The 24,158-nt window shown below is 65.9% G+C and carries 21 protein-coding genes and 1 pseudogene; 9 read left to right on the top strand and 13 right to left on the bottom strand.

What is annotated here, in order from left to right; translation table 11 throughout:
• Window positions 1-60: 60 nt before the first annotated feature.
• Window positions 61-1,935, bottom strand: a complete 1,875-nt coding sequence (locus tag CWS35_RS06825; RefSeq protein WP_100951465.1) for a ferrous iron transporter B — start codon at window positions 1,933-1,935, stop codon at window positions 61-63.
• Window positions 1,932-2,219 (bottom strand): FeoA family protein, encoded by a 288-nt coding sequence (locus CWS35_RS06820; RefSeq protein ID WP_100951463.1) that lies wholly within the window; start codon window positions 2,217-2,219, stop codon window positions 1,932-1,934. Before CWS35_RS06820 ends, CWS35_RS06825 begins: the two co-directional genes overlap by 4 nt.
• A 279-nt stretch (window positions 2,220-2,498) precedes the next feature.
• Between CWS35_RS06820 and CWS35_RS06815 the strand changes: the two genes are divergently transcribed.
• The 4 genes and pseudogenes from CWS35_RS06815 to CWS35_RS06800 all read left to right on the top strand — a co-directional run bounded on the left by CWS35_RS06815 (window position 2,499) and on the right by CWS35_RS06800 (window position 7,986).
• The gene (locus CWS35_RS06815; RefSeq protein WP_100951461.1) at window positions 2,499-4,643 is read left to right on the top strand and encodes a hybrid sensor histidine kinase/response regulator; all 2,145 of its coding nucleotides are present in this window, start codon (window positions 2,499-2,501) and stop codon (window positions 4,641-4,643) included.
• 180 nt (window positions 4,644-4,823) lie between these two features.
• Window positions 4,824-5,210, top strand: coding sequence for a VOC family protein (locus CWS35_RS06810; RefSeq protein ID WP_024583186.1), 387 nt, complete (start codon window positions 4,824-4,826; stop codon window positions 5,208-5,210).
• 85 nt (window positions 5,211-5,295) lie between these two features.
• Window positions 5,296-5,511, top strand: a pseudogene (locus tag CWS35_RS39960) (hypothetical protein); the annotation flags it as partial.
• A gap of 249 nt (window positions 5,512-5,760) precedes the next feature.
• Window positions 5,761-7,986, top strand: a complete 2,226-nt coding sequence (locus CWS35_RS06800) for an OmpA family protein (protein WP_100951457.1) — start codon at window positions 5,761-5,763, stop codon at window positions 7,984-7,986.
• Window positions 7,987-8,176: 190 nt separating this feature from the next.
• Here the strand turns inward: CWS35_RS06800 and CWS35_RS06795 are convergent, their stop codons facing one another.
• On the bottom strand, window positions 8,177-9,934 hold the full coding sequence (locus CWS35_RS06795; RefSeq protein WP_100956099.1) for an alkaline phosphatase: 1,758 nt from the start codon (window positions 9,932-9,934) through the stop codon (window positions 8,177-8,179).
• 112 nt (window positions 9,935-10,046) lie between these two features.
• Window positions 10,047-10,412: a hypothetical protein gene (locus CWS35_RS06790; protein WP_024583183.1), complete on the bottom strand. Its 366-nt coding sequence runs from the start codon at window positions 10,410-10,412 to the stop codon at window positions 10,047-10,049.
• 96 nt (window positions 10,413-10,508) lie between these two features.
• On the opposite strand from CWS35_RS06790, the gene CWS35_RS06785 reads away from it, so the two are divergent.
• Window positions 10,509-11,096, top strand: coding sequence for a TetR/AcrR family transcriptional regulator (locus tag CWS35_RS06785; protein ID WP_100951455.1), 588 nt, complete (start codon window positions 10,509-10,511; stop codon window positions 11,094-11,096).
• A gap of 168 nt (window positions 11,097-11,264) precedes the next feature.
• Here the strand turns inward: CWS35_RS06785 and argG are convergent, their stop codons facing one another.
• The 6 genes from argG to CWS35_RS06755 all read right to left on the bottom strand — a co-directional run bounded on the left by argG (window position 11,265) and on the right by CWS35_RS06755 (window position 17,014).
• Complete coding sequence (gene argG, locus CWS35_RS06780) at window positions 11,265-12,602, bottom strand: argininosuccinate synthase (protein ID WP_100951453.1); 1,338 nt, start codon at window positions 12,600-12,602, stop codon at window positions 11,265-11,267.
• A 79-nt stretch (window positions 12,603-12,681) separates the two neighbouring features.
• Window positions 12,682-13,461, bottom strand: a complete 780-nt coding sequence (locus CWS35_RS06775; protein ID WP_100951451.1) for a phosphatase PAP2 family protein — start codon at window positions 13,459-13,461, stop codon at window positions 12,682-12,684.
• 39 nt (window positions 13,462-13,500) lie between these two features.
• Window positions 13,501-13,986: a hypothetical protein gene (locus CWS35_RS06770; RefSeq protein ID WP_100951449.1), complete on the bottom strand. Its 486-nt coding sequence runs from the start codon at window positions 13,984-13,986 to the stop codon at window positions 13,501-13,503.
• A gap of 126 nt (window positions 13,987-14,112) precedes the next feature.
• On the bottom strand, window positions 14,113-15,327 hold the full coding sequence (gene rlmN / locus CWS35_RS06765; RefSeq protein WP_100951447.1) for a 23S rRNA (adenine(2503)-C(2))-methyltransferase RlmN: 1,215 nt from the start codon (window positions 15,325-15,327) through the stop codon (window positions 14,113-14,115).
• 83 nt (window positions 15,328-15,410) lie between these two features.
• Window positions 15,411-16,004 carry an invasion associated locus B family protein gene (locus CWS35_RS06760; RefSeq protein ID WP_043855219.1) on the bottom strand — a complete coding sequence of 198 codons (594 nt, stop codon included), beginning with the start codon at window positions 16,002-16,004 and terminating at the stop codon, window positions 15,411-15,413.
• A gap of 170 nt (window positions 16,005-16,174) precedes the next feature.
• On the bottom strand, window positions 16,175-17,014 hold the full coding sequence (locus tag CWS35_RS06755) for an SDR family oxidoreductase (protein ID WP_100951445.1): 840 nt from the start codon (window positions 17,012-17,014) through the stop codon (window positions 16,175-16,177).
• Between the two features lie 105 nt (window positions 17,015-17,119).
• Here CWS35_RS06755 and CWS35_RS06750 point away from each other — a divergent pair, with 105 nt between their 5' ends.
• A complete protein-coding gene (locus tag CWS35_RS06750; RefSeq protein WP_100951443.1) occupies window positions 17,120-18,100 on the top strand; it encodes an NADPH:quinone oxidoreductase family protein in 981 nt (326 codons plus the stop codon).
• 49 nt (window positions 18,101-18,149) lie between these two features.
• On the opposite strand, the gene CWS35_RS06745 is transcribed toward CWS35_RS06750, so the two are convergent.
• Both CWS35_RS06745 and CWS35_RS06740 read right to left on the bottom strand, forming a co-directional pair.
• The gene (locus tag CWS35_RS06745; RefSeq protein WP_100951441.1) at window positions 18,150-18,530 is read right to left on the bottom strand and encodes a YkvA family protein; all 381 of its coding nucleotides are present in this window, start codon (window positions 18,528-18,530) and stop codon (window positions 18,150-18,152) included.
• A gap of 94 nt (window positions 18,531-18,624) precedes the next feature.
• On the bottom strand, window positions 18,625-18,930 hold the full coding sequence (locus tag CWS35_RS06740; RefSeq protein ID WP_024583172.1) for a 4a-hydroxytetrahydrobiopterin dehydratase: 306 nt from the start codon (window positions 18,928-18,930) through the stop codon (window positions 18,625-18,627).
• A gap of 227 nt (window positions 18,931-19,157) precedes the next feature.
• Between CWS35_RS06740 and CWS35_RS06735 the strand changes: the two genes are divergently transcribed.
• Both CWS35_RS06735 and CWS35_RS06730 read left to right on the top strand, forming a co-directional pair.
• A complete protein-coding gene (locus tag CWS35_RS06735; protein WP_100951439.1) occupies window positions 19,158-20,561 on the top strand; it encodes a TAXI family TRAP transporter solute-binding subunit in 1,404 nt (467 codons plus the stop codon).
• A 434-nt stretch (window positions 20,562-20,995) separates the two neighbouring features.
• Complete coding sequence (locus tag CWS35_RS06730) at window positions 20,996-22,558, top strand: alkaline phosphatase (protein ID WP_100951436.1); 1,563 nt, start codon at window positions 20,996-20,998, stop codon at window positions 22,556-22,558.
• A gap of 38 nt (window positions 22,559-22,596) precedes the next feature.
• Here CWS35_RS06730 and CWS35_RS06725 read toward each other — a convergent pair whose 3' ends face one another.
• Entirely contained in the window at window positions 22,597-22,974 is a 378-nt protein-coding gene (locus tag CWS35_RS06725; RefSeq protein ID WP_024583169.1) for a response regulator, read from the bottom strand.
• Window positions 22,975-23,172: 198 nt separating this feature from the next.
• Between CWS35_RS06725 and CWS35_RS06720 the strand changes: the two genes are divergently transcribed.
• Entirely contained in the window at window positions 23,173-23,937 is a 765-nt protein-coding gene (locus CWS35_RS06720) for a Crp/Fnr family transcriptional regulator (protein WP_100951435.1), read from the top strand.
• The last annotated feature ends 221 nt before the right edge of the window (window positions 23,938-24,158 follow it).

Genomic DNA, 24,158 nt, shown 5'->3' with positions numbered 1-24,158 from the left:
CGTTCGACCCATTGTAACCGCTGCGACCTCTGGTCCGTATGACGGAACGCAGCACTCCGCCTAATGCAGCCCCAGCGCCTGCGCCAGGTTGAAGGTCAGGAAGCTCGCGGCATAGGCCAGCGCCAGCATGTAGAGGAACGTCACCACCATCCACTTCGCGCCGCCGGTCTCGCGGCGGATCACCGCGAGCGTCGAGGCGCATTGCGGGGCGAAGATGTACCAGACCAGCATCGACAGCGCGGTGGCGAGCGTCCATTTCTGCGCCAGCACCTGGCCGATCGCATCCGCCGCCTCCTTGCCGCCCTCGATCGAATAGACGGTGCCGAGCGCCGCGACCGCGACCTCGCGCGCCGCCATGCCCGGGATCAGCGCCACCGCGATCTGCCAGTTGAAGCCGATCGGCCGCAGCAGCGGCTCGAGCGCATGGCCGATCATCGCCGCGAAGCTGTAGTTGATCGCCGGCCCCTCGGCCCCGGCCGGTGCCTGCGGGAACGAGGCCAGGAACCAGATCAGCACCATCATCGAGAGAATCGTGGTGCCGGCTCGGTACAGGAACATCTTGGCGCGGTTGAACACGCCGATCGCGATGCTGCGCAGCCGTGGCATCTTGTAGTCGGGCAATTCCAGCATGAACGGCGCCGGCGCATGATCGCGCCACAGGAAGAATTTTGCGATCGCCGAGACCGTCAGCGCGCTGGTGATCCCTGCGGCATAGAGGCCGAACATCACGAGCCCCTGCAAATTGACGAAGCCCCACAGCGTGGTCGACGGCACGAAGGCGGAGATGATCAGCGTGTAGACCGGAATCCGCGCCGAGCAGGTCATCAGCGGCGCGATCAGGATCGTGGTCAGGCGATCGCGCGGATTGTCGATCACCCGCGTCGCCATGATGCCGGGAATGGCGCAGGCGAAACTCGACAGCAGCGGAATGAAGGCGCGGCCATGCAGCCCGGCGCCGCCCATGATGCGGTCCATCAGGAACGCGGCGCGCGCCATGTAGCCGAAATCTTCCAGCAGCAGGATGAACAGGAAGATGATGATGATCTGCGGCAGGAACACGATGACGCTGCCGACGCCCGAAATCACGCCGTTCTGCAGGAAGCTCTGCAACAGGCTCCAGTTCGCGGGCAGGATGTCGTGGATCAACTGCCCGAGCGCGGCGAAGCTGTCCGACAGCAATTCCATCGCCGGCTGCGCCCAGGTGAACACCGCCTGGAACATCACGAACAGGATCACGGCCAGGATCACGATACCCCAGACCGGATGCAGCACGACGGAATCGATCCGGTTGGTCAGCGTGTCGGGCTTGGCCGGCAGCGTCACGACAGCGGCGATGATGCGATCCGCCTCGCGCTGCGCCGCCTTGAGATCGGCGATCGTCGGCGCGGTCCATTCGCTGGCCGCCGCTTCATGCGACTTCGACAGGAATTCGTCGGTCCGCTTCAGCAGCTCGTCGACACCGCCCTTGCGGACCGCGACCGAGGTGACGATCGGCAGCCCCAGCTCCTGCGACATCCGGTCGAGATCGATCGTGACGCCGCGGCGCTTGGCGATGTCGATCATGTTGAGCACCAGCATCATCGGCCGGCCGATCTGCTTCAGCTCGAGCACCAGCCGCAAGGTCAGCCGCAGGTTGGTGGCGTCGGCGACGCACAGCATCAGATCGGGCACCGCCTCGCCCTCGAAGCGGCCGAGCACGATGTCGCGGGTGATCTCCTCGTCCGGGCTGCGGCCGCGCAGCGAATAGGTGCCGGGCAAATCGAGCACGGTCACGCTGCGGCCCTCCGGCGTGACGAAGCCGCCGGATTTGCGCTCGACCGTGACGCCGGGATAGTTGGCGACCTTCTGGGTGCTGCCGGTCAACCGGTTGAACAGCGACGTCTTGCCGGTGTTCGGCGCACCGACCAGCGCCAGACGCAAGGATGCAGTTGTCATTCGACGATCACGGCCATGGCTTCACTCCGGCGCAGCGCGATCGTGATGCTGTCGACGCGCACCGCGATCGGGTCCCTCCGGATCGTCCCCTCGTGCAGGATCTCCACGCGCGCGCCTTCCACAAATCCCATCTCGACGAGGCGCTGCTCCAGCTCCTGCGGGGAGAGCGATGAGCCCGTCACGAGCGCATCGAGCCTGACGATCTTGCCGACAAAACCGCGATCCGCATGTCCGAGCCGGATGTCCCGAAAACTGTCCTGGGTGGTGTTTGGATCGCCTGTCATCCGGCCTGTTTTTCAGCAGGTAGTCACAGGGTCAAGCATTTGCCCGTGAGAGGTTTTAGAACTCCTAAAAACAGCACCTGCGATCGGCATCCCGGCCGATTTTCCGCTTGACTGAAGCTGTCTTGTTAACGGGGGCGTGATCGCGGCGGACGGCCTGTGTGCGCGGCCCGGCCGGACGCGGCGACGGCAACCGTACGCCCGCGGCGCCCTCCGGAGGCCGGGTTTGGGTTTCTCCAGCGCAACGGTTTGCGTTAAGGTCCGCAAGGAGCCGGAGCGCCCGTGCAACCCGCACAACGCAATTCGCTGAGACTGCTGCAATGGATGATGGCCGCCTCGCTGGCCCTTCCGCTGGCGCTGTTCGGCTTCGCATCTGCGATGTCGCGGATCTCGAACAGCGAGGCCGCCGACCAGGAGATCCAGCGGACGCTCGATGTCACCCATGAGCACGCGCTCAAGGTGTTCGAGACCATCGACCGCAGCCTGTCCGAGGTCACCGAGGTCGTCCGCGGCATGAGCGATGCCGAGATCGTCGCGCACGAGAAGAACCTGCACGACCGGCTGCGCCAGGTCGCGGAGGCGCTTCCCCAGGTGAAGTCGCTCTGGGTGTTCGATGCCAACGGCCGGGCGCTCGTCAACAGCCTGGTCGAGCCGGCCCCCGACGTCGATTTCTCGGACCGGGACTATTTCCGGATCCATGCCCAGGGCAACATCGGCACCTTCATCGGCGAGGTGCTGACGCCGCGGCTGCCCTATCAGGGCGCGCGATTCTTCAGCGTCGGCCGGCGCCGCAGCAACGAGGATGGCAGCTTTGCCGGCGTGATCCAGGCCTCGGTGCTTCCCGAATATTTCGAGAATTTCTACGCCCGGATCGGCCGTGAGCCCGGCAGCTTCCTGGCGCTGATCCGGACCGACGGCGCGGTGCTGGCGCACTTCCCGGTCGTCGACCACCAGGCCAGGTTCGAGCCGAGCGGGCCGCTCGGACAACAAATGGCCGCCAATCCGCAGGCCGGCACCATGACGATCCGCTCCCCCGTCGACGGCATCGAACGGCGCATGCGCTACGAGCGGCTGCCCGAATACCCGCTCTATGTCACCGCGGGCCTCGAAACCTCGGCGATCCGGGCGCGCTGGATCACGACCATGGCCCAGCATTTGATCTTCGGCATTCCGGCCACAGCCCTGCTGTTTGGCCTGCTGGCGCTCGCCTACCAGCGAACCGAGCGCCTGGAGGAGGAGGCCAACCGGCGGATCGAGGCCGAGGATGCACTGCGGCATGGCCAGCGGCTGGAAGCGCTCGGGCAACTCACCGGCGGCGTCGCGCACGATTTCAACAATCTGCTCACCGTGATCCGCGCGTCGGTCGACATGTTGCGGCGGCCCGACCTGCCGGAGCCGCGGCGGCAGCGCTACATCGACGCGATCTCCAACACCGTGAACCGTGCCGCCAAGCTCACCAACCAGCTGCTCGCGTTCGCGCGACGGCAGGCCCTCAAGCCCGAAGTGTTCGACGCCTGCCAGAACGTCCGGACCCTGTGCGAGATGATTGCCACGCTGATCGGCTCGCGGATCGAGATCGCAGCGCAGGTGCCCGACGAGATCTGCCTGGTCAACGCCGATGCGGGCCAGTTCGAGACCGCCGTGATCAACATGGCAGTGAATGCGCGCGACGCCATGGATGGCGTCGGCCGGCTCACGATCGCGGTCCGCCCGGTGAGCAGCCTGCCGGCCAACGTGGCCGGCGCGCCGAGCGCGCACGGCCATGTCGCGGTTACGGTGACCGACACCGGCGTCGGAATTCCGCAGGAGCTGTTCGGCCGGATCTTCGAGCCGTTCTACACCACCAAGGAGGTCGGCCAGGGCACCGGCCTCGGCCTGTCGCAGGTGTTCGGCTTCGCCAAGCAGTCCGGCGGCGAGGTGGATGTCACCAGCGAAGTCGGCAAGGGCACGACCTTCACGCTCTATCTGCCGCGCGTCGTCGGCGACCACGACACACCGTCGCCGCTCGCCGACGATGCGCTGCCGGTCGATGGGACCAACGCATCGGTCTTGATCGTCGAGGACAATGCCGAGGTCGGAAAGTTCGCCGCCGACACGCTGACCCAGCTCGGCTGCACCTGCGTGCTGGTGGAGAACGCCACCCACGCGCTGGAGGAGCTTGCCATTGACTCAGGCCGGTTCGACCTCGTGTTCACCGACGTCGTGATGCCCGGCATGAGCGGCATCGAGCTCGCGGAGGAGATCCGCCGGCAGCGGCTCGACCTGCCAATCGTGCTCGCCTCCGGCTACAGCCAGGTGCTGTCGCAACAAGGCAGCGGCGGCTTCGAGTTGCTACAGAAGCCCTACTCGGCCGAACAGCTTTCGCGCGTGCTGCACAAGGCCGCGCGCTCGCGCCGGCTGCGGCGGGACCAGGCGCCGGCGGAGTGAGTGAACCGCGCGCGCCATGCGTCAAAGCGGACGGTTGGAATGAGGTGCAGCCGCAGGTAACGGTAGCTGCCGAAAGAACAGATTGCGACCTGCTTTGCTCTCGGATGCAAAGCGACCTCTCCAAGGCAGAGGCGAATCGAGATCGGGGATGCAAATGCCTCACGACAAGGGAGCCACGCGATGATCGACCATATCGGCTTTTCGGTCTCCGACTATCAACGCGCGAAGGCGTTCTACCAGACGGCGCTGGCGCCGCTCGACTACAGCCTGATCATGGAAGTGCCGGCCGAGGTGACCGGGCACGCGCCCGCGGCGGGCTTCGGCGCCAACGGCAAGCCGGACTTCTGGATCGGCGGCGAAGGCGCGATGGACAAGCCGGTACATATCGCCATCATCGCCAAGGACCGCGCCACCGTCGATGCCTTCTACGCGGCGGCGATGGCGGCCGGCGGCCGCGACAATGGCGCGCCCGGGATCCGCGCGCATTATCACCCCAATTATTACGGCGCATTCGTGCTCGATCCCGACGGGCACAATATCGAGGCGGTCTGTCACACGCCCGGTTGAGGAACGCCCCAGCACGCGGTCCGTTGTCGCTTCGCATCCCAACGGAGCGATCAACGTGCACGACGCGACGCAAGGGCTCGATACAATGCCGATCGAGCCTCCGGAGATTCCGCCGGCCACACCGGGCACGCCGAGCGAGCCACCCCCGGGGGTTCCGCCGGGCAACCCGCAGCCGGAAATTCCGCCGCCGGTGCGCGAACCCGGCGAGCCGCCGCGGCCGGACGAATTGCCCGGCAAGACCCCCGACGAATCATCGCTGCGCGGACCGGCCGCGGCACCCCGCCCGCCGCCTGCGACAGATCGACCCGCCACCCGGCGAGACACCGGCGCGCCGCAGTTCCTCGTCGATTGCAAGTGTGTCCAAGCGTTTCTTCTGAATGCGTCGTGAACAGACGCGCATGCAACCCGTTACAATGTCGAAATAAACTTGGCCGATGATTCGGCGCTCGCCACAATCCGGCCCAACGGCTGGCAATTCATCGTGCTGCCGAATTGTTCGGCTCTCTGTTTCCTTCCTGCCCAGACTTTTCCGCCGGGGACTCCAAAGACCATGACAAAGCTTCGTCTCGTGCTGCTTGCCACGACTGCGCTGACGGTGATGCAGTTCGCCACTTCAGCGTCGCACGCACAAACCTCGCCGCTGGTCGTCGCACAAGCGCAGCCAAAGGAAGAAACCGGACCTGACGGAAAGCCGAAGCCGCGGCCGGAACGCCCCGCGCCGGGCGCACCCGCACATCCGGCACCGCCAGCAGCCGCGCCGCACCCGCAGGCGCCACCACCCGCCGCCGCGCCACCCGCGCATCCCGCTCCGCCGCCGGCCGCAGCGCCAGCGCGTCCGACCCCACCGCCCCCGCCGCCTGCGGCAGCTCCTCCGCACCCGACGCCGCCGGCTCCGCCCGCGGCCGCGCCAGCGCGCCCCGCTCCGCCTCCGCCGCCCGCGGCTGCCCCCGCGCATCCGACGCCGCCGGCAGCTCCGGCACGGCCCGAACCGCCCGCAGCACGCCCCGCAGCACCGCCGCCGGCCGCGGCGCCCGCGCGGCCCGAGCCACCCGCAGCCAAGCCTGTGACGCCACCGCCGGCCGCAGCTCCCGCACACCCCACGCCGACCCCGCCGCCGCCCGCCGCAGCGCCCGCGCACACCCCGCCGACGCCGGTACCGGGAGCTGCACCGGGTGCCGTCGCTCCGGCCGCGCGCCCCGGCACGCCGCCCGCGGCTGCGACGCCGACGCCGGCCGCACCTGCAACGCCGGGAGCCACGGCACCAGCGCCCGCCGAGCGTCAACGCGGCGAACGTCCCGGTGGCGAGCGTCCCGGTGGCGGGCGCCCGGGCGGCGAACGTCCGGGTGGAGCCAAGGAACCGCCGGGCACGCCGCCCGCAGCGACCACTCCCACAACGCCCCCACCTTCGGCAACGACGCCTCCCGCAGCAGGAGCCCGGCCTGGTGCGCCACCGGCCGCAACTACGCCGGCCGCACCCGCTGCGACACCGACTCCGCCTGCCCCCGGTCAGCAGGGACGTCCGGCGACACCGCCCGGAACGCCTGCGACCCCGGGCGCCGCAATGGGCGCACCTGGCGCGACACCCGCTCCGGCTCCGGCTCAGGCGGGACGCCCGGCCACGGCGCCCGGCGTGCCTCCGGCAGCGGCCGCCGCGATGGGCGGGGCCCCGGCTCCGACGGTCGTCCCCGGCTCCGCAGCCGCAACGCCGCCGCCCGGCCGTGCGCAATACGCCCCGCCGACGGTCGCGCCTGCCTTCCGGACCGCGCCAGCAGTGACTGCGCCGCTGCCGCCGCCGCCGCGCCATGACAACATCAAGCCGCTCGCCATCGGTGCCGCGGTCGGTGTCGGCGTGGTGGCTGGCGCCATCATCGGCGGCAGCATCGCCGACCTGCGCGGCCAGCGGCAGGAAGTGGTCGAAGACGGCCGCACCATCTACACCGAGCCGGACCGCGTCATCATCCGCGACCCGAGCGGCCAAGCCTATGTGCGCGGCGACGACGTCTATCGCTTCCGCTACGGCGCGCGTGACATCCGCACCGAGACGATCGGCGGCGAAACCCGCACCATCGTGGTCCGTCCCGACGGCAGCCAGATCATCACGGTGGTCGGTGCCGACGGCCAGATGCTGCGCCGGATCCGTAGGGATCCCGGCGGGCGCGAGCTCGTCATCATCGACAACAGCTATCGCGATCCGCGGGCGGTCGGCGGATTCTATGTCGACGTCCCGCCGCCGGTGGTCAACATTCCCTATGATCGCTACATCGTCGACGCTCAGGACGCGTCGCCGGACGTGATCTACGAGACCATGGAGGCTCCGCCGGTGCAGCGGATCGATCGGCGCTACTCGCTTGAAGAGATCCGCTACAGCCCCAATGTCCGCATGCAGATGCCGAGCATCGACCTCAACACGATCAACTTCGACTCCGGATCGTGGACCATCCCGCCGGATCAGGCGGCGAGGCTGCAAGTGATCGCCGACGGCCTCAACCGGGCCATCCAGCGCAATCCGCGCGAGGTATTCCTGATCGAAGGCCATACGGACGCGACCGGCAACGACACCGACAATCTGTCGCTGTCCGATCGTCGTGCGCAATCCGCCGCCGAGCTGCTGACGCAGCAGTTCGGCGTGCCGGCCGAGAACCTGACCTCGCAGGGTTACGGCTCGCAATATCTGAAGGAGCAGACCGACGGACCGAGCCGCATCAACCGGCGCGTCACCGTCCGCCGCATCACACCGCTGCTCAACGGCGGCACCGCCTCCGCCGCGCCGCGCTGAGCCGGCGAGACATCACGAAACGAAAATGGCCGGGAGCGATCCCGGCCATTTTTTGATGGGGGCTTGCAGCACACGCCAGCAGGCCAAGCTTACCATCCTCGTCATTGCGAGGAGCGTCAGCGACGAAGCAATCCACTTCTCCGCTTGCGGTGCGATGGATTGCTTCGCTTCGCTCGCAATGACGGCAAGGTCACTTCCCCAGACCCAGTCCCAGCGCCTCGACCATCACGCGAAACACCTCGGTATTGTCCATCGAGCCGTGGACCCGCTCGCTGCCCGGCCCGGTCGCGGTGAGGATGACGTCCTCGCCGGAATGCACGCTGGCGCCGATCATCGCCGGCAGATTGCCGAAGCGCAGCGCGACGCCGGGAACGTCCTTGTACTTGTCGTTGGCCTTGAAGGTGTCGGCCTGATCGCCCTTCACGGTCGGCTCGTTCGGATCGTCGAGCTTGGGACGCAACGTCTCGTAGTGATCCGGCAGGCTGGCCGAGAAGATCGCAAGCCGCCTGGAGACATCGACGCGTGACGGATAGCCCTCGGCATCGGGCGCCGGGTAGTTCGGGAAGCCGGCCTTCTCGTAGACGCCGACGCGCTCGCGCAGCGGCACGTTGGGCGTCGCGGTCATGTCGTCATTGATGGTGCCGACCAGGCTGTTCGGATGGTTATGGTCGGCCACGACCAGGATCAGCGTGTCGTCGCCGCGCGCTTTCGCCCAGTCCTTCGCCAGCCGCACCGCATTGTCGAGCATGATGGTGTCGTAGACTGCGCGCTCCATGTCGAGCAGATGAGCGTATTTGTCGATCAGGCCGGACTCGACCATCAGGAAGAAGCCGGACTCGTGCCTCGCAAGAATATCGAGCGCAGCTTTGACCTGCTCGGTCAGGTCGGGCTGCTCGGGGAATTTCCTGACACCGCCGCCCTTGAGGAACTTGCGGTCGAGCACGCCGTCCATGTTGCCGGTGGCGAACAGGCCGAGCAACCGCCGCGTCTCCGGCTTCTCGGCCAGCGTGTTGAGCTCGCCTGCGGTGGTCGCAATCGGATAGCCGGCGGCGCGGAAGCGCGCGAGATAATCGACCTCGTCCTTGCGCTTCGATCCGGCCGCGGATTGCGGCAGGAAGTTCGCGGAGCCGCCGCCCATCAGCACGTCGGGCCTGGCGTCGAAATACTGCGCGACGATCGCGTCATAGGCAGCGCGGCGGCGGGTATGCGCGACCATCGCCGCCGGCGTCGCATCCTCGACCTCGGTGTTGGTGACGATGCCGACGGCGAGGCCGGCCTGGCGTTTGGCAAGGCGCGCAATGGTCTCGACCCTGGGATCGTCGAGCGGATCGGGCGTCCGATCGGCATACACGCCGAGCGCATTGACCGCGGCCTTGTGGCCGGTGGCGTAGGCGCTCGCGGCATTTGCGGAGTCAGTGATGATCGAATCCGAGCCTGCGGTCGCGACCAGCGCCATATGCGGCATGTCGTCGATCGCGAGCTTGCCGCGGCTCTTGCCTTCGGCGATCCCCTTGGACAGCAGCCGTGCGGCGACGCGATGCGCCGGCGACATCCCGTCGCCGATGAACAGGATCACGTTCTTCGCCTTGCGCGCGCCAGTGTCGTAGACGGTCCACGTCACGGTGCGGGTCTGGGTGCCGTCGCTGACCTCGACGGTGACCGGGCCGGGCGTGGCGAGCGAGACATCGCGCAGTATCAGTGCCGATTGCTCCTTGCCGGCCTCGCGCGCGGTGAAGGTGCCGCTTTGGCCGAACACCGCGGTGTAGTCCGCTCCGTTCAGCGTCACCTTCAGCCTGGCCTGATCGACCATGCCGGGCAGCTCGACCTTGAAGTCGAATTTCGCGCCCGCGAGGATATCGGCCCGATCGATCGGATAGATGGTCTGGGCAAGCGCCGGCACGGCCGACAACAAGAGCGTGACGGCCACGCCGGTGATAGACTTGATCATGTTCGATGCTCCGCCCTTGCGCATGCTGCGCGCGGGGGCGGAGGCTAGTGCCGGGGGATGACGCCGCAATGAGGCGGCGCCGGGACGTATTGCCGCAACGGCCGGCGGCCGGTCAGCGCGCCATCTGCTGCGGATCGTAGAAGAAGCGCTCCTCGACCAGCTCCTCGCCGCGCCAGGTTTGCCAGGCGACCTCCTCCATGCTGCGGACCTTGCCGTCCTTGCCGGTGAATTCGAACCGCCAGCAGATCGCCGAATGGTCGCCGTCGAGCAGCAGCGGCCCGAGCCGGGTGGTCTTGACGCCGGAGACTGCCGCGAGCACGGCCGCCTCGCGCGCCGCCAGCGCCTCGCGGCCGGCGCGCCATTCGCCGTCATTCTCCTGGGTGCGGGCATCGGTCGAGTAGAAGTTCCTGATCGCGCCGACATGGTCGTTGGCCTCGACCGTGTCAGCGAAGGCTTGCAGCGTTTTGAGTGAGGGCATCTGCCATCTCCATTTACCGACTGGTGGTCGGTATTTACCGACTGATAGTCTGTAAGTCAACTGGCGCTGCTGCGGAACCTGGGTTAGAGATGGGTGATGGCAACCCAGGCCGAACGGCGCGAGAAGACCAGAGCCGCGATCGTCAAGGCGGCGCGCCGCATCTTTGGCGAGCGCGGCTTTGCGGCCGCGACGATGGACGACATCGCGAGCGGCGCGCGGGTTGCAAAAGGCGCGGTTTATCATCACTTCGCGACGAAAGAGGCGGTGTTCGAGGCGGTGTTCGAACAGGTGTCGATCGATCTGGTCGCCGATCTCGACCGCATCTCGCGCGCCGAGAACGATCCGCTGGCGGCGATGGCGGCCGGCACGCAGGGCTATTTCGCGGCATGCGCGAAGGGCCCGACCGGTCAGATCATCTTGCGCGACGGCCCGGCCGTACTCGGCTGGGAGCGCTGGCGCGAGATCGACGCCAAGCATTTCGGCGGCAAGTTTCCACTCGCGCTGGCGGCCGCGATGGATGCCGGTGTGATCGCGCAGCAGCCGATCGAGCCCCTGGCGCGGCTGTTGCTGGGTGCGGTGACGGAAGCGGCGGTCGCGGTGTCAGCGGGGCCCGATATCGGCAAGACCGGCACAGAATACGCGCGCGCGTTCGGCTCGCTGCTGGATGCGCTCAGGGTGAAGTAAGTCCAGCTCTCTCCCCACGTCGTCCCTGCGAAAGCAGGGACCCATAACCACAGGGAGTTGTCGCTAAGGCGAGCTGTGGCCCCAACGTTACGCAACAATTGACGGTCGTGGTTATAGGTCCCGGCCTTCGCCGGGACGACAGCAAGTGTGCGGCGCGACTAACCCAGCTCAATCCTTGTCGTTTTTGAGCTGGAAAATCTGCGCGCCTTCGCCGCTCGAAATCAATCCGGTCTTGTTGTAGAGGCCGAGCTTGGCGCGGGTGTCGGCGATGTCGAGGTTGCGCATCGTGAGCTGGCCGATGCGGTCGGCCGGCGAGAAGGCGGCGTCCTCGACCTTCTCCATGCTGAGCCGCTCCGGCGCGTAGGTCAGGTTCGGGCTCTCGGTGTTTGATATCGAGTAGTCGTTGCCACGGCGCAGCTCCAGCGTCACCTCGCCGGTGACGGCGCTCGCGACCCAGCGCTGCGCGGTCTCGCGCAGCATCAGGGCCTGCGAGTCGAACCAGCGGCCCTGATAGAGCAGGCGGCCGAGCCGCATGCCGTTGATGCGGTACTGCTCGATCGTATCCTCGTTGTGGATGCCGGTGACCAGCCGCTCATAGGCGATGTGCAGCAGCGCCATGCCGGGCGCCTCGTAGATGCCGCGGCTCTTGGCCTCGATGATCCGGTTCTCGATCTGGTCGCTCATGCCGAGACCGTGGCGACCACCGATCGCGTTGGCTTCCAGGAACAGCGCGACCGGGTCGGCGAAGCTCTTGCCGTTCAGCGCGACCGGCTGGCCCTCCTCGAAGCGAACCGTAACCTGCTCCGCCTTGACGTCGCAATCGGCGCGCCAGAACGGCACGCCCATGATCGGGTTGACGATGGTGATGCCGCTCGACAGGCTTTCGAGATCCTTGGCTTCATGGGTGGCGCCGAGCAGGTTGCTGTCGGTCGAGTAGGCCTTCTCCGCGCTCATCTTGTAGGCGAAGCCCTGCGCGGTCATGAACGCCGACATCTCGGCGCGGCCGCCGAGCTCGTCGATGAACTGCTGGTCGAGCCACGGCTTGTAGATCCGCAACGATGGATTGGTGAGCAGGCCGTAGCGATAGAAGCGCTCGATGTCGTTGCCCTTGAAGGTCGAGCCGTCGCCCCAGATGTTGACGCCATCTTCCTGCATCGCCGCGACCAGCATCGTGCCGGTCACCGCGCGGCCGAGCGGCGTGGTGTTGAAATAGGTGATGCCGCCGGTCGAGATGTGGAACGCGCCGGACTGGATCGCCGCGACGCCCTCATGGACGAGTTGCATGCGACAATCGACCAGGCGGGCCTTTTCGGCGCCGAAATCCATCGCCTTGCGCGGGATCGCGTCATAGTCGGCCTCGTCGGGCTGGCCGAGATTGGCGGTGTAGGCGAATACTTTGGCGCCCTTCAGCTTCATCCAGAGCAGCGCCGCCGAGGTGTCGAGGCCGCCCGAGAATGCGATGCCGACTTTTTCGCCGGTGGGCAGGCTTTTCAGAATCGTGCTCATGGGACGGTCCAATCGGTCGCAAGCGATGAGGGTTGACGAGGCCGAATATCAAATTTCGGAAGGCGGGGCACGCCTTTAATCAGGCTTCCGGCTTGGCCGGCTCGGCCTGGCCGCGGCGCCAGCGCTGCATCCAGCGGTAGCCGGGCATCGCGAGCCGAGTGAGCGCCGCATCGACCTGCTCGTCGGTGACGCGGGTCGAGGCCCAGCGGTAGATCAGCGCATAGAGCAGCCAGACCACCAGGAAGGACACCAGGCCGGCGATCGCCACATCGGTGAAGAAATGCCCGCCAAACGCCATCCGAAGCCCGCTGGTGACGACACCGAACACGGTGGCCCCGGCAAAGGCCAGCGGCCGCCAGGCCGGGGGCGTCAGCGCCGCCGGCGCATAGGTCCAGAACGCGGTGGCGCCCTCGCCCGAGAAGAACGAGCAGTTGCGCGGGCAGCCGCCACGCGGGTCCCACCACGGCATGAATTGCAAATCGCCGCCGAACTGCGTCACGAACACCGGCCGCGGCCGGCCCCAGTAATTCTTGAAGGTGAAGTTGGTGAGCACGCCGGCCGAGAGCAGCATCGTGGCGAGCAGGAACACCGCGGCGCGGCCCGACATCAGCATCGGCCGGTCGGGCCGGATGAATTTCCAGACGATGGTCACGATCGCCGGCAGCACCAACGCCCAGGCGATCCACATCGCCGCGTCGCGCGCGAACTGCGCCACCGCGTCGAGCTTGACGGGGAAGGTGTTCTGCGCGGCATCGTAGAACAGCGCCGCCAGCTTCAGGTCGAGTTCGGGATAGATCCCGAACAGGATGCCGACGACGAGCGCGAGCGCCAGCGCAATGAAAAGTCCGGTCCGGTTCATGGCGCGCGGTTTAGCCGAGGCGGGAGGGCATGGGAAGCATCACGGCTGCGGCGATTGCGACGGCAATGGCGGGGGCGGCGGTAACGGGCGCCGCGGCTCGCGCCAGGCACCGGCGGTGCGGCCGGCGATCAGCCAGTACACCAAACCCGCGACGATGCCGGCGCCGGTCATGATCTCCATGTGCCGGCGCACGATGCCGTGGAATTGCATCATGTCGGGATCGAACGGAACCAGGCCTAGATAGCAGGCGGCGCCGACGATCGCGCCACCGATCGCATAGGCCAGCACGCTCCTGATGTAGAACGCCTCTGTGATCAGCACCACGATCAGCGCCGGCAACAGCGCAAAGCCGGAAATGAAAATGAAGCCGAAGCCAAGCACGATATTGATCGCGCTCTGGTCGATCTCGCCGCCGAAATCGCTGATCTCGGGATACAGCACCGCGACCACCACGATGAGTCCAGCCACGAAGCAGGCCAGCAGGAAGCCGAACGCGACGACGAACAGACGGCCGATCAGGGCCATGCTACCGGTCTCCCGTCATTGCGAGGAGCGATAGCGACGAAGCAATCCATGGCTCAGCAAGCTCGGACATGGATTGCTTCGCTTCGCTCGCAATGACGTTGTGGAGAGCGCTGCCGCTCACAACACTCAATCCGTCATCGCCATCGCGCGCAGCGCCTGGCGCTCGCGGGCGGAGAGCTTTTCGGTCTCCGACTTGAGCTGGCCGCAGGCGGCGAGAATGTCGCGGCCGCGCGGCGTGCGCACCGGCGAGGAATAGCCGGCGTTGAAGATGTATTCGGAGAATTTCTCGATCTGCTCCCAGTCGGAGCACTCATAGGCGGTGCCCGGCCACGGATTGAACGGGATCAGGTTGATCTTGGCCGGAATGCCCTTGAGCAGCTTCACCAGCAGCTTGGCGTCATCGAGCGAATCGTTGACGCCCTTGAGCATCACATATTCGAAGGTGATGCGGCGCGCGTTCGAGGCGCCGGGATAGTCGCGGCAAGCCTGCAACAGCTCCTTGATCGGATATTTGCGGTTCAGCGGCACCAGCTCGTTGCGCAATTCGTCGCGCACCGCATGCAGCGAGATCGCGAGCATCACGCCGATCTCCTCGCCGGTGCGCTTGATGTTCGGCACCACGCCCGAGGTCGACAACGTGATGCGGCGGCGCGAAATGCCGATGCCTTCATTGTCGCCCACGATCAGCAGCGCATCGCGCACCGCGTCGAAATTGTAGAGCGGCTCGCCCATCCCCATCATCACGATGTTGGTGACGCGGCGGCTGCCGTCCTCGCGATCGGCCCAGTCGTTGAGCCGGTCGCGCGCCACCATGACCTGGCCGACGATCTCGCCGGCAGTGAGGTTGCGCACCAGCCGCTGCGTGCCGGTGTGGCAGAACGAGCAGTTCAGCGTGCAGCCGACCTGCGAGGAAACGCACAGCGTGCCGCGATCGGTCTCGGGGATGTAGACGCACTCGACCTCGTGCGCGCGCTCGACCTTGTCGCCGCTCGGCAGCCGCAGCAGCCATTTGCGGGTGCCGTCATTGGAGATCTGCTCGGCGACCACCTCCGGACGGTCGACGGTAAAATGCTTCTCGAGTTCGGCGCGCATGTCCTTCGAGACGTTGGTCATCTCGGCAAAACTCTTGGCGCCGCGGAAATACATCCAGTTCCAGAGCTGCTGGGTGCGCATCTTGCGCTGCGACGCCTGCACGCCGATCTCGGCCAGGCGATCCGATATCTCGGCGCGCGACAGACCGATCAGCGACGGCTTGGCCGGCGGCACATAGGTCTCGAGCGGAACCTTTTCGACCAGCGCATTGGCGCCAGGCACGGCTGTCGTGGTCACTGTATCGGTCATGAAACCTCAAATAGGCCTTCCAGCCGGTGCTGGAAAGCCTCCAAATACCTCGATTTGACGTCACTCAGGCGGGTCTTCGTGTCCTACCGCCGGCAGTCCTGCCCCAGCCGGTCGAGCGCCTGCGCCAGGCCCTTCAGCGAGAAGCTGTCGATCGTCTCGGTACCCTTCGCCGAGACGGCTTTTACGGTCAGATCGGCCGATTTGCGCATGGCTTCCACCATCCGCTCCTCCTCGGCCGCATTCTTGATCCAGAGGCCGTCGCCCTGCGTGTACATCGCATAGGTTCCGCCGCCAACCTGGAGCGTCGATTCCGAGCCCGGCTTCACGGTGTAGCCGATCATGATCGAGACTTCGTTGACGACCTTCTCCGCCGGACGGGTGGAGATGAAGGCATAGGCCGGATCGCGGGGCCGATTCGGTGGGTTGGTCTTCGACGACGACGGCTTGGCGAGCGCAAAGCACACCTTCTTGCCGTTCGGCGAGGCGGTGTACGCACCCCAGGTTCCGAACTGTCCGATCAGCGTCGGCTCCGCGCCACCGGCCGCAGCCGCGGCGGCCGACGGCGCCGGCTTGGCCGCTTCCTTGGCCGTATCTTTCTTGGGTGCAGCCTGCATCGGTGCAAGGGAGATGATCCCGCACAGGACACAAGCCGCCAGTGATGTCAGAATCTGCCGCACGGCCAACTGGTTCCCCCATCATTGTGACTGCAAGATGGCCCGGCGATTCCCCCTCCGCCGGCTCGGATGGATAACCGGGAAACGCTTTTTTGGGAAGGCAGTCGGGCCCGGACGCGCGTCAGCCAAAAGCCGCACGCGCGTGGTCGCACCTTGGTGCTTGTTGTCGGTGATCAGCTCTTGGCGCGCGCCGCGCGCTGGCTCTCCCATTGCGCGTCGGTCCATTGCAGCAGGTCCTCGGCACCTGAACTGCGCAGATGCGAGCCGCCGTCCTGCACCACCATCTCACCATTGATGTAGCCGGCCTGATCGGAGATCAGGAAGCTCGCGAGATTGGCAAGCTCGGAATGCTCGCCGGCGCGGCCGAGCGGATTGCGATGCGCCCAGCTCTCGCCGCGCCCTTCGGGGCGCAACTGCCCGGTGGCCCCCGCTGTCGGGAACGCGCCCGGCGCGATCGCCACGGTGCGGATGCCCTTCGGGCCCCACTCCACGGCAAGGCTCTTGGTCATCGCCAGCACCGCGGTCTTGGCCATCGACGATGGCACCGTGAAGGCACGGCCGGTGATGGTCGAGGTCGACAGGATCGAGAGCACCACGCCCTTGTGCTTGCCCTCGATCCAGCGGCGGCCGGCGGCGAGCGTGCAGTACATCGTGCCATGCAGCGTCGGCGCCAGGATCGCGTCCGCCGCCCGGAATGACAGATGTTCGCTCTGCGCAATAAAGGTTGCGGCAGCATTGTTGACGAGCACGTCGATCGGCCCGTCCTGCCAGACTTGATCCATCATCGCTTCGACCGCGGCGCCGTCGCGGATATCGCAGCGCGCGATCGAAACCTTGGCACCGAACTCGTTGCGGAATTTGCCGGCGGTTTCCTCGAGCAGCGTCTCGCGCCGCCCGCAGATGATCAGTTCAGCGCCGAGTTCGGCGAAGCGCCCGCCCATCGCCGCGCCGAGGCCGGAGCCGCCGCCGGTGATCAGGATGCGCTTTTTCGCTAGCAGGCCTTTTTCAAACATAGTTTGATCCCTCCGCTTTGTATTGTCGCTCCGCCGCAAATCCGGCATGAAGCTTGTAGTTCAAGATCCTGCAGCTCTTTCTGCGTCCGAAACTCAGGTGTGTCCATGAAAGCCATCCTCTGCTCGCAATACTGTCAACCCGACGATCTCGTGCTGACTGATGTGCCCGATCCGGTGGCTGGTCCCGGCGAAGCCGTGATCGCGATCAAGGCGGCGGCGCTGAACTTCTTCGACATCCTGATGATCCAGGGCAAGTATCAGATCAAGCCGCCGTTCCCGTTCTCGCCGGCCGCCGAAGTCGCCGGCGTGATCGAGAGCGTCGGCGCCGGCGTCACCGATCTGAAGGTCGGCGACCGTGTCGTTGCCTCATGCGGCCACAACGGCGCGCGCGACAAGATTGCGCTGCCGGCGAATACGATCGTGAAGATTCCCGACAATCTCGATTACGATCGCGCCGCAGGGATCATCATCATCTACGGCACCGCGCTGCATGCGCTGGAAGATCGCGCCAGCCCGAAGCCGGGCGAAACGCTTGCGGTGCTCGGTGCCGCCGGCGGCACCGGACTTGCCGCGTGCGAACTCGGCAAGCTGATGGGCCTGAAGGTGATCGCCTGCGCGTCGTCGGACGAGAAGCTCGCCTTCGCCAAGCAGCACGGCGCCGAGCTGACGCTGAACTACGCCAAGGAAGATCTGAAAGAGGGCCTGCGCAAGCTGACGAACGGCAAGGGCGCCGACATCGTGTTCGATCCGGTCGGCGGCGCCTATGCCGAGGCCGCGCTGCGCTCGACCGCGTGGGAAGGCCGCTTCCTGGTGATCGGCTTTGCCGCCGGCGAGATTCCGAAGATCCCGCTCAACCTCGCGCTGCTCAAGGGCTGCGACATCCGCGGCGTGTTCTGGGGCGCCTGGGCAAGGCAAAACCCGGAGAAGAACCGCAAGAACCTCGAGAAGCTCGTGCAGTGGACCGCCGAGGGCAAGATCTCCTCGCATGTCGATCGCACCTTCCCGCTGTCGCAGACATCAGAAGCGCTGAAGGTGCTCGCCGGCCGCAAGGCGATGGGCAAGGTCATCCTGCATCCGGGTAGCTGAGCGGGGATCGTGTAGCCCGGATGGAGCGTAGCGAAATCCGGGCTACGACTTATTCCGCGTTTTCAGGCACGCCGCGCTTCAACGCGGCGCGCGCGGCTTCGCGGTGCTCCGGCGTGATGTGGCTTGCCACCATGCGGATCGCGGTGGCCAGCACCGCGGCATCATCGGTGAAGCCGAGCACCGGCAGCACGTCCGGAATGAAATCGAACGGCAGGATGAAATAGGCGATCGCGCCGAGCAGCGCTGCCTGGACGTGGCGCGGCGTCTGCCGGTCGAACGCGCAATAATACGCGGCCAGCAGATCCTCGGCGAAAGGCACGCGCGCGACCACCTTCATGAACTTGACCCAGAAGCGGCGGCGCACGCTCTCGCGGTCCTGCGCCAGCCGGTCGGCAGGCTCAAATCCCACGCTGTGTTCGGTCGTTGCCATCGCACGGTTCCCTGACGCCGCGCGGTGATCCGGCGGCGAACGCTAACGAATCTGGGGATGTCGAATGGCCGCTGCAAGGTTGTGCGCAGCCGGCTCAGCTGACCCCAAGCTGCCTTGCGATCGCGTTCATGGCCTTGGCGAGGTCGATATCGCGCTTGGTCACCCCGCCGACATCGTGGGTCGCCAGCACGACCTCGACCGTCTTGTAGACGTTCTTCCATTCCGGATGATGGTCGTTCTTCTCGGCGACCAGCGCGGCGCGCGCCATGAAGCCGAATGCCTCGTTGAAGTCCTTGAACACGAAGGTCTTTGCGATCGCTTCGCGTCCGGCGAGCTCCGACCAGCCGGCCAGTTCCCAGAGGGCGGCCTTCCTCGCTTCCGCTGATAGCCGTTCGACCATGGGCTCGTCTCCTGTTTGGCGCCGATCTTAACCTAACAACCGGCCCGAGGGGTGGGATCCATGCCGAAATTAAGGCCGAAATAGCGTCCTATCGCCGCTGGTAACCATGACGGAGATGTAACATCTGTCGGTGCAGGAATTTGCTACAAATACAGGATGTGTGCGCATTGGTAGTTTTGCGAGATTGAGCCCAGACGATTGTTTGCGAGATCGATGACCCAAGATCGATGACCGACGGCTCCGCCAGCATATCGCCCAAGCCGCTGCGTTCGGCAAAGCAGCGGCTGATGTTCGTCTTGATCGCAGGCGCGCTGGCCATCGTCGGCGCGATAACCGCGGGCTATTATTTCGCGGTCCGTCCGGTGACGCTGAAAATCGCGGTCGGGCCGGCCAACAGCGACGATCTCCGGGTGGTGCAGGCGCTGGCGCAGGCCTTCAACAACCAGCAGCATACCCAGGTCAAACTGCGCCCGGTGCAGACCGAGGGTGCCAGCGCCAGCGCGCAGACGCTGGCCGACGGCAAGGCCGATCTCGCCATCATCCGCGGCGACCTCGACGTGCCGAAAAATGCGCAAGCGGTCGCGGTGCTGCGCAAGAATGTCGTGGTGATGTGGGTTCCGCCGGCCACGAAGGGCAAGGGCCGCAAGGCCACGAAGATCACCAAGATCGCACAACTTGCCGGCCGCAAGATCGGCGTCGTCGGCCGCACCCCGGCCAATGTCAATCTGCTGAGGCTGATCCTGACCCAATACGGCGTCGATCCGATGAAGGTCGAGATCGTGCAATTCCCGGCCAATGAGGCGGTCGACGCCATCAAGAACCTGAAGGCCGATGCCTATCTCGCGGTCGGCCCGGCCAACAGCAAGGTCACGATCGATGCGATCACCGCATCGGCCAAGGACGGCGAGCCGACCTTCCTTCCGATCGACGCCTCCGAGGCGATCGCGCAGAACCATCCGGCCTATGAGGCCGCGGAAATTCCGGCGGGTTCGCTCGGCTCCGCCGATCGGCCCGAGGATGAGGTGAAGACCATCAGCTTCTCCCATCACATTGTCGCGCGAAAAGGCCTGTCGGACGCGACCGTCGCGGCATTCACGCGGCAATTGTTTGCGATCCGGCAATCGCTCAAGAACGACTTCCCGCTTGCCGCCAAGATCGAGACGCCCGACACCGACAAGGACGCCACCATTCCGGTGCATCCGGGCGCGGCCGCCTTCGTCGACGGCGAAGAGAAGACCTTCCTCGACCGCTACAGCGACTACATCTGGTGGAGCCTGATGGCGTTCTCGGCGATGGGCTCGGCCGGCGCGTGGTTCGCCGGCTATCTCAAGCAGGACGAACGCAACACCAACACCTCGCAGCGCGAACGCCTGCTCGAGATGCTGAAGGCCGCGCGGCAAAGCGATTCGACCGAGGAACTCGACCAGATGCAGGCGGAAGCCGACGACATCCTGCGCCATACGCTCGACTGCTTCGAGCATGGCGCCATCGAGGAAGGCACGCTGACCGCGTTCAACATCGCGCTCGAGCAGTTCCACAACGCCGTCGCCGACCGCAAGGCGTTGCTGCTGAGCATGCCGCAGAATCTGCAACGCGCCGCGACGCAGTTTCGCGCGGCGGGTACGGCGTAACGGCCCGCTCGCAACAATCTCTCGCCGAGCGTTCCTTCGCCTCTGCCACTTGCGTACAACTTCCTTCGTTTTTTTCGGCTCGTCTGCCGAAAACTGGTGAGGGAGTCCGCGGCGGCAGGGTTCCCTCCCCCTTGCGGCGGAGGGTTAGGGAGAGGGGTGCCACACGATGTGCTCTCTCAGAACCAAGCTCGAAAACAAAACGACCGCGTTGTGCGAACACCGCTCTCCGTGAGCACCTCGCCCGGGGCTTACCCCTCTCCCCACCCTCCCCCGCAAGGGGGCAGGGAGCCTGACTTCTGTGCTCACCTTACGAAATGCGCGCACTATCGCTGACGTCCCCGTACCCTCAGCCCCTGTAATCTCACCGTCATGGAATTTTCCTACGTCTTTGCGGGTCCGCGGCGCATTGTCGCTGCGACCTGAGGAGGCTCCCCATGACGATCCGGATCTCGCGAAACCTCACCCGCCGCCGCTTTCTCTCCACCACGGCGGCCGCCGGCGTCGGCGTGATCGCGATGCCGTATCTGTCGCGCGCCGCCGACCGCCCCGTGATCACCCATGGCGTGCAGTCCGGCGATGTCGGCGTCGATGGTGGCGTGGTGTGGGCACGCGCGGACCGGCCGTCGCAGATGATGGTCGAGGTCGCGACTACGGAATCGTTCAAGGACGCCCGCGCGCTGCCGCCGATCACGGCGCTGCCGGAGAGCGACTTCACCGCAAAGATGCTGCTGGAGAACCTGCCCTCCGGCCAGGACATCTTCTATCGCGTCCGCTTCCGCGACCTCGCGCATATCGACATTGCGGGTGAGTCCGTGGTCGGCCGCTTCCGCACCGCGCCGAGCGACCGCCGCGACGTCTCCTTCGTGTGGGGCGGCGACGTCGCCGGCCAGGGCTGGGGCATCAATCCCGACGACGGCGGCATGATCACCTTCGCGGCGATGAAGAAGCACAATCCGGATTTCCTGCTGCATTCCGGCGACACCATCTATGCCGACGGCGTGATCCCGGCCGAGGTGAAGCTCCCCGACGGCAAGATCTGGAAGAACATCACGATCCCCGAGAAGGCCAAGGTCGCCGAGACGCTCGACGAGTACCGCGCCGCGCACAAATACAATTTCCTCGACTCCAACCTGCGCGCCTTCAATGCCGAGGTGCCGATCTTCGTGCAGTGGGACGATCACGAGGTGACCAACAACTGGTCGCTGTCGAAGCAGCTGCCGGCGGCCTACAAGGAGCGCGACATCACGGTGCTTGCCGCGCGCGCGGCCAAGGCGTTCCACGAGATGTATCCGATGCGCGAAAGCATCGTCGAGCCCGGCCGCGTCTATCGCACGCTGAGCTACGGCCCGCATCTCGACGTGTTCATGCTCGACGAACGCAGCTATCGCGGCCCCAACGGTCCGAACCTACAGGAGACCTACGGCCCCGACGCCTACTTCATCGGACCCGACCAGATGGCCTGGCTGAAACGCGCGCTGCTCAACTCGCGCGCGACCTGGAAGGTGATCGCCTCCGACATGCCGCTGTCGCTGATCGTCTATGACGATGCCACCAACAAGAAGGGCTCGGAAGCCTTCGCGCAGGGCGACGGCCCGCCGCGCGGCCGCGAGCTCGAGATCGCCGACATCCTGCGCTTCATCAAGACCGCCAATATCGTCAACACGGTGTGGCTGACCGCCGACGTGCACTATGCGGCGGCGCATTACTACAACCCGAACAAGGCCCAGTTCCAGGAGTTCGACCCGTTCTGGGAATTCGTCTCCGGCCCGCTGCATGCCGGCACGTTCGGCCCGAACGAGCTCGACAACACGTTTGGTCCCGAGGTGAAGTTCGTCAAGGCGCCGGGCGATGCCAACCAGAACCTGCCGCCGTCGGCCGGCATGCAGTTCTTCGGCCACGTCAGGATCGACGGCAAGAGCGGCCAGATGACGGTCAGCCTGCGCGATCGCGTCGACGCCGAACTGTGGGCGATCACGCTTGATCCGAAGCCGGTGTAATCGGGTCGCGCGAACTCGCCCTGATCGCCGGGGCGAATTCAATCGAATGGGCGCCGCAGCACCGCCTCGAGCGTCTCGCTCGAACACGGCTTGGTCAGCCGAGGCTTGTCGGCGAGCGATGCCGGCAGCCGGATCTCGGCACCATAGCCGGTGACGAATGCGAAGGGCACCTTCATCGCGTTCAGGTGCTCGGCGATCACGAACGTCTTCTCGCCCCTGACGAGCCCGACGTCGAGCAGCGCGAAATCCGGCGCCCGCTCGGCGATCAGTTCGAGCGCGCGGGCGACGTTCGCCGCGGTGCGCACCGTCCGCGCGCCGAAGCCGAGGATGGTGTCCTCGAAATAGAGCGAGATGATCGGATCGTCCTCGACCACGAGAACGTCGCCGGGGATCCCGGCATTGGGGGCGGATTCCATGGCTCGGCGTCCATTTCTTCGATGATGGATGAGAGACCGGATCAGGTCCGGCCGGATGGCCCGCGACCGGCGCCCAAAGCACGCCGGCTGTTCCCGCGATGAAACTTTCACATCCGTGGCCGCGCCGTCTGTGCACTAGTGAACATAAGATCGGGAACTTTTTCGGTACGGTGAGCGTTGGGATTTCAGGATTTTCCAATGATTGCCAAACGAACCGAGTTGGCCGGGACGAATGACCGGCCGTTCAACAATCTGCTGCGCCGGCTGAATGCCGCCGATTACGAGCTGGTATCGTCGCATCTCGCAATGGTCGAGGCCGAGGCCGGCGAGCTGCTCTACAGCCCCGGCGACGATGTCCAGATCGTGCATTTTCCATGCGGACCGAGCCTCGCCTCCTTCATGGTGGCCAACGAGGACGGGCGCGATGTCGAGACCATCCTGGTCGGCCGCGAGGGCGCGGTCGGCGGCATCGTCAGCCAGGGATTCCTGCCGGCCTATACCCGCATCACCGTCAAGTTCGGCGGACCATTCATGCGGCTGCCGCTCAGCAAGCTCGATGCCGCCAAGCTGAAGTCGATCTCGGTGCGCAACATCTTCGCGCGCTATGCCGACTGCATGCTGGCGCAGATCTTCCAGTCGACCGCCTGCAACGCGATCCACTCGATCGAGCAGCGCGCCGCGAAGTGGATGATCTCGGCGATGGAGCGCACCAATGGCAACGGCGTGGTGCCGCTCACCCATGAACAGCTCTCGACCCTGCTCGGTGTCGGCCGCAGCTACACCAGCCGGGTGATTCAGAACTTCAAGGCAGAGGGCGTGCTGGAGACCCGCCGCGGCGCGATCGTGATCCGAGATCCGGACAAGCTGCGTCTGCGCTCCTGCCTGTGCAACGAGGCGGTCAAGGACCATTTCGAGGAGGTGTTGCGCGGGGTCTATCCCAGCGAGGACAACCCGGCGAACTAGGAAGCGGACGCCGGAACTCCCGGAACCGGCCGAATCCCTCCGGAGCCCGGCAAAAACCCGCCGATCCGGCCCGAAATCGTGCTCCAAACCACCAACAAACCGTTGTTTTTTGACGTTTTCTGACTATATTGCGCCGCAACGCACGAGGTGCCCGGTCCGCTGACCGGGCTTCCTTTTTGGGGTGATGCGTCCCCGTCAAATTTCTTGGGTATGAGCGTGAT

This window comes from Bradyrhizobium sp. SK17 (assembly GCF_002831585.1).
Lineage (GTDB): Bacteria > Pseudomonadota > Alphaproteobacteria > Rhizobiales > Xanthobacteraceae > Bradyrhizobium.
The sequence above is the reverse complement of the archived record's forward strand: the minus strand, read 5'-3'. Positions and strand labels throughout refer to the sequence as shown.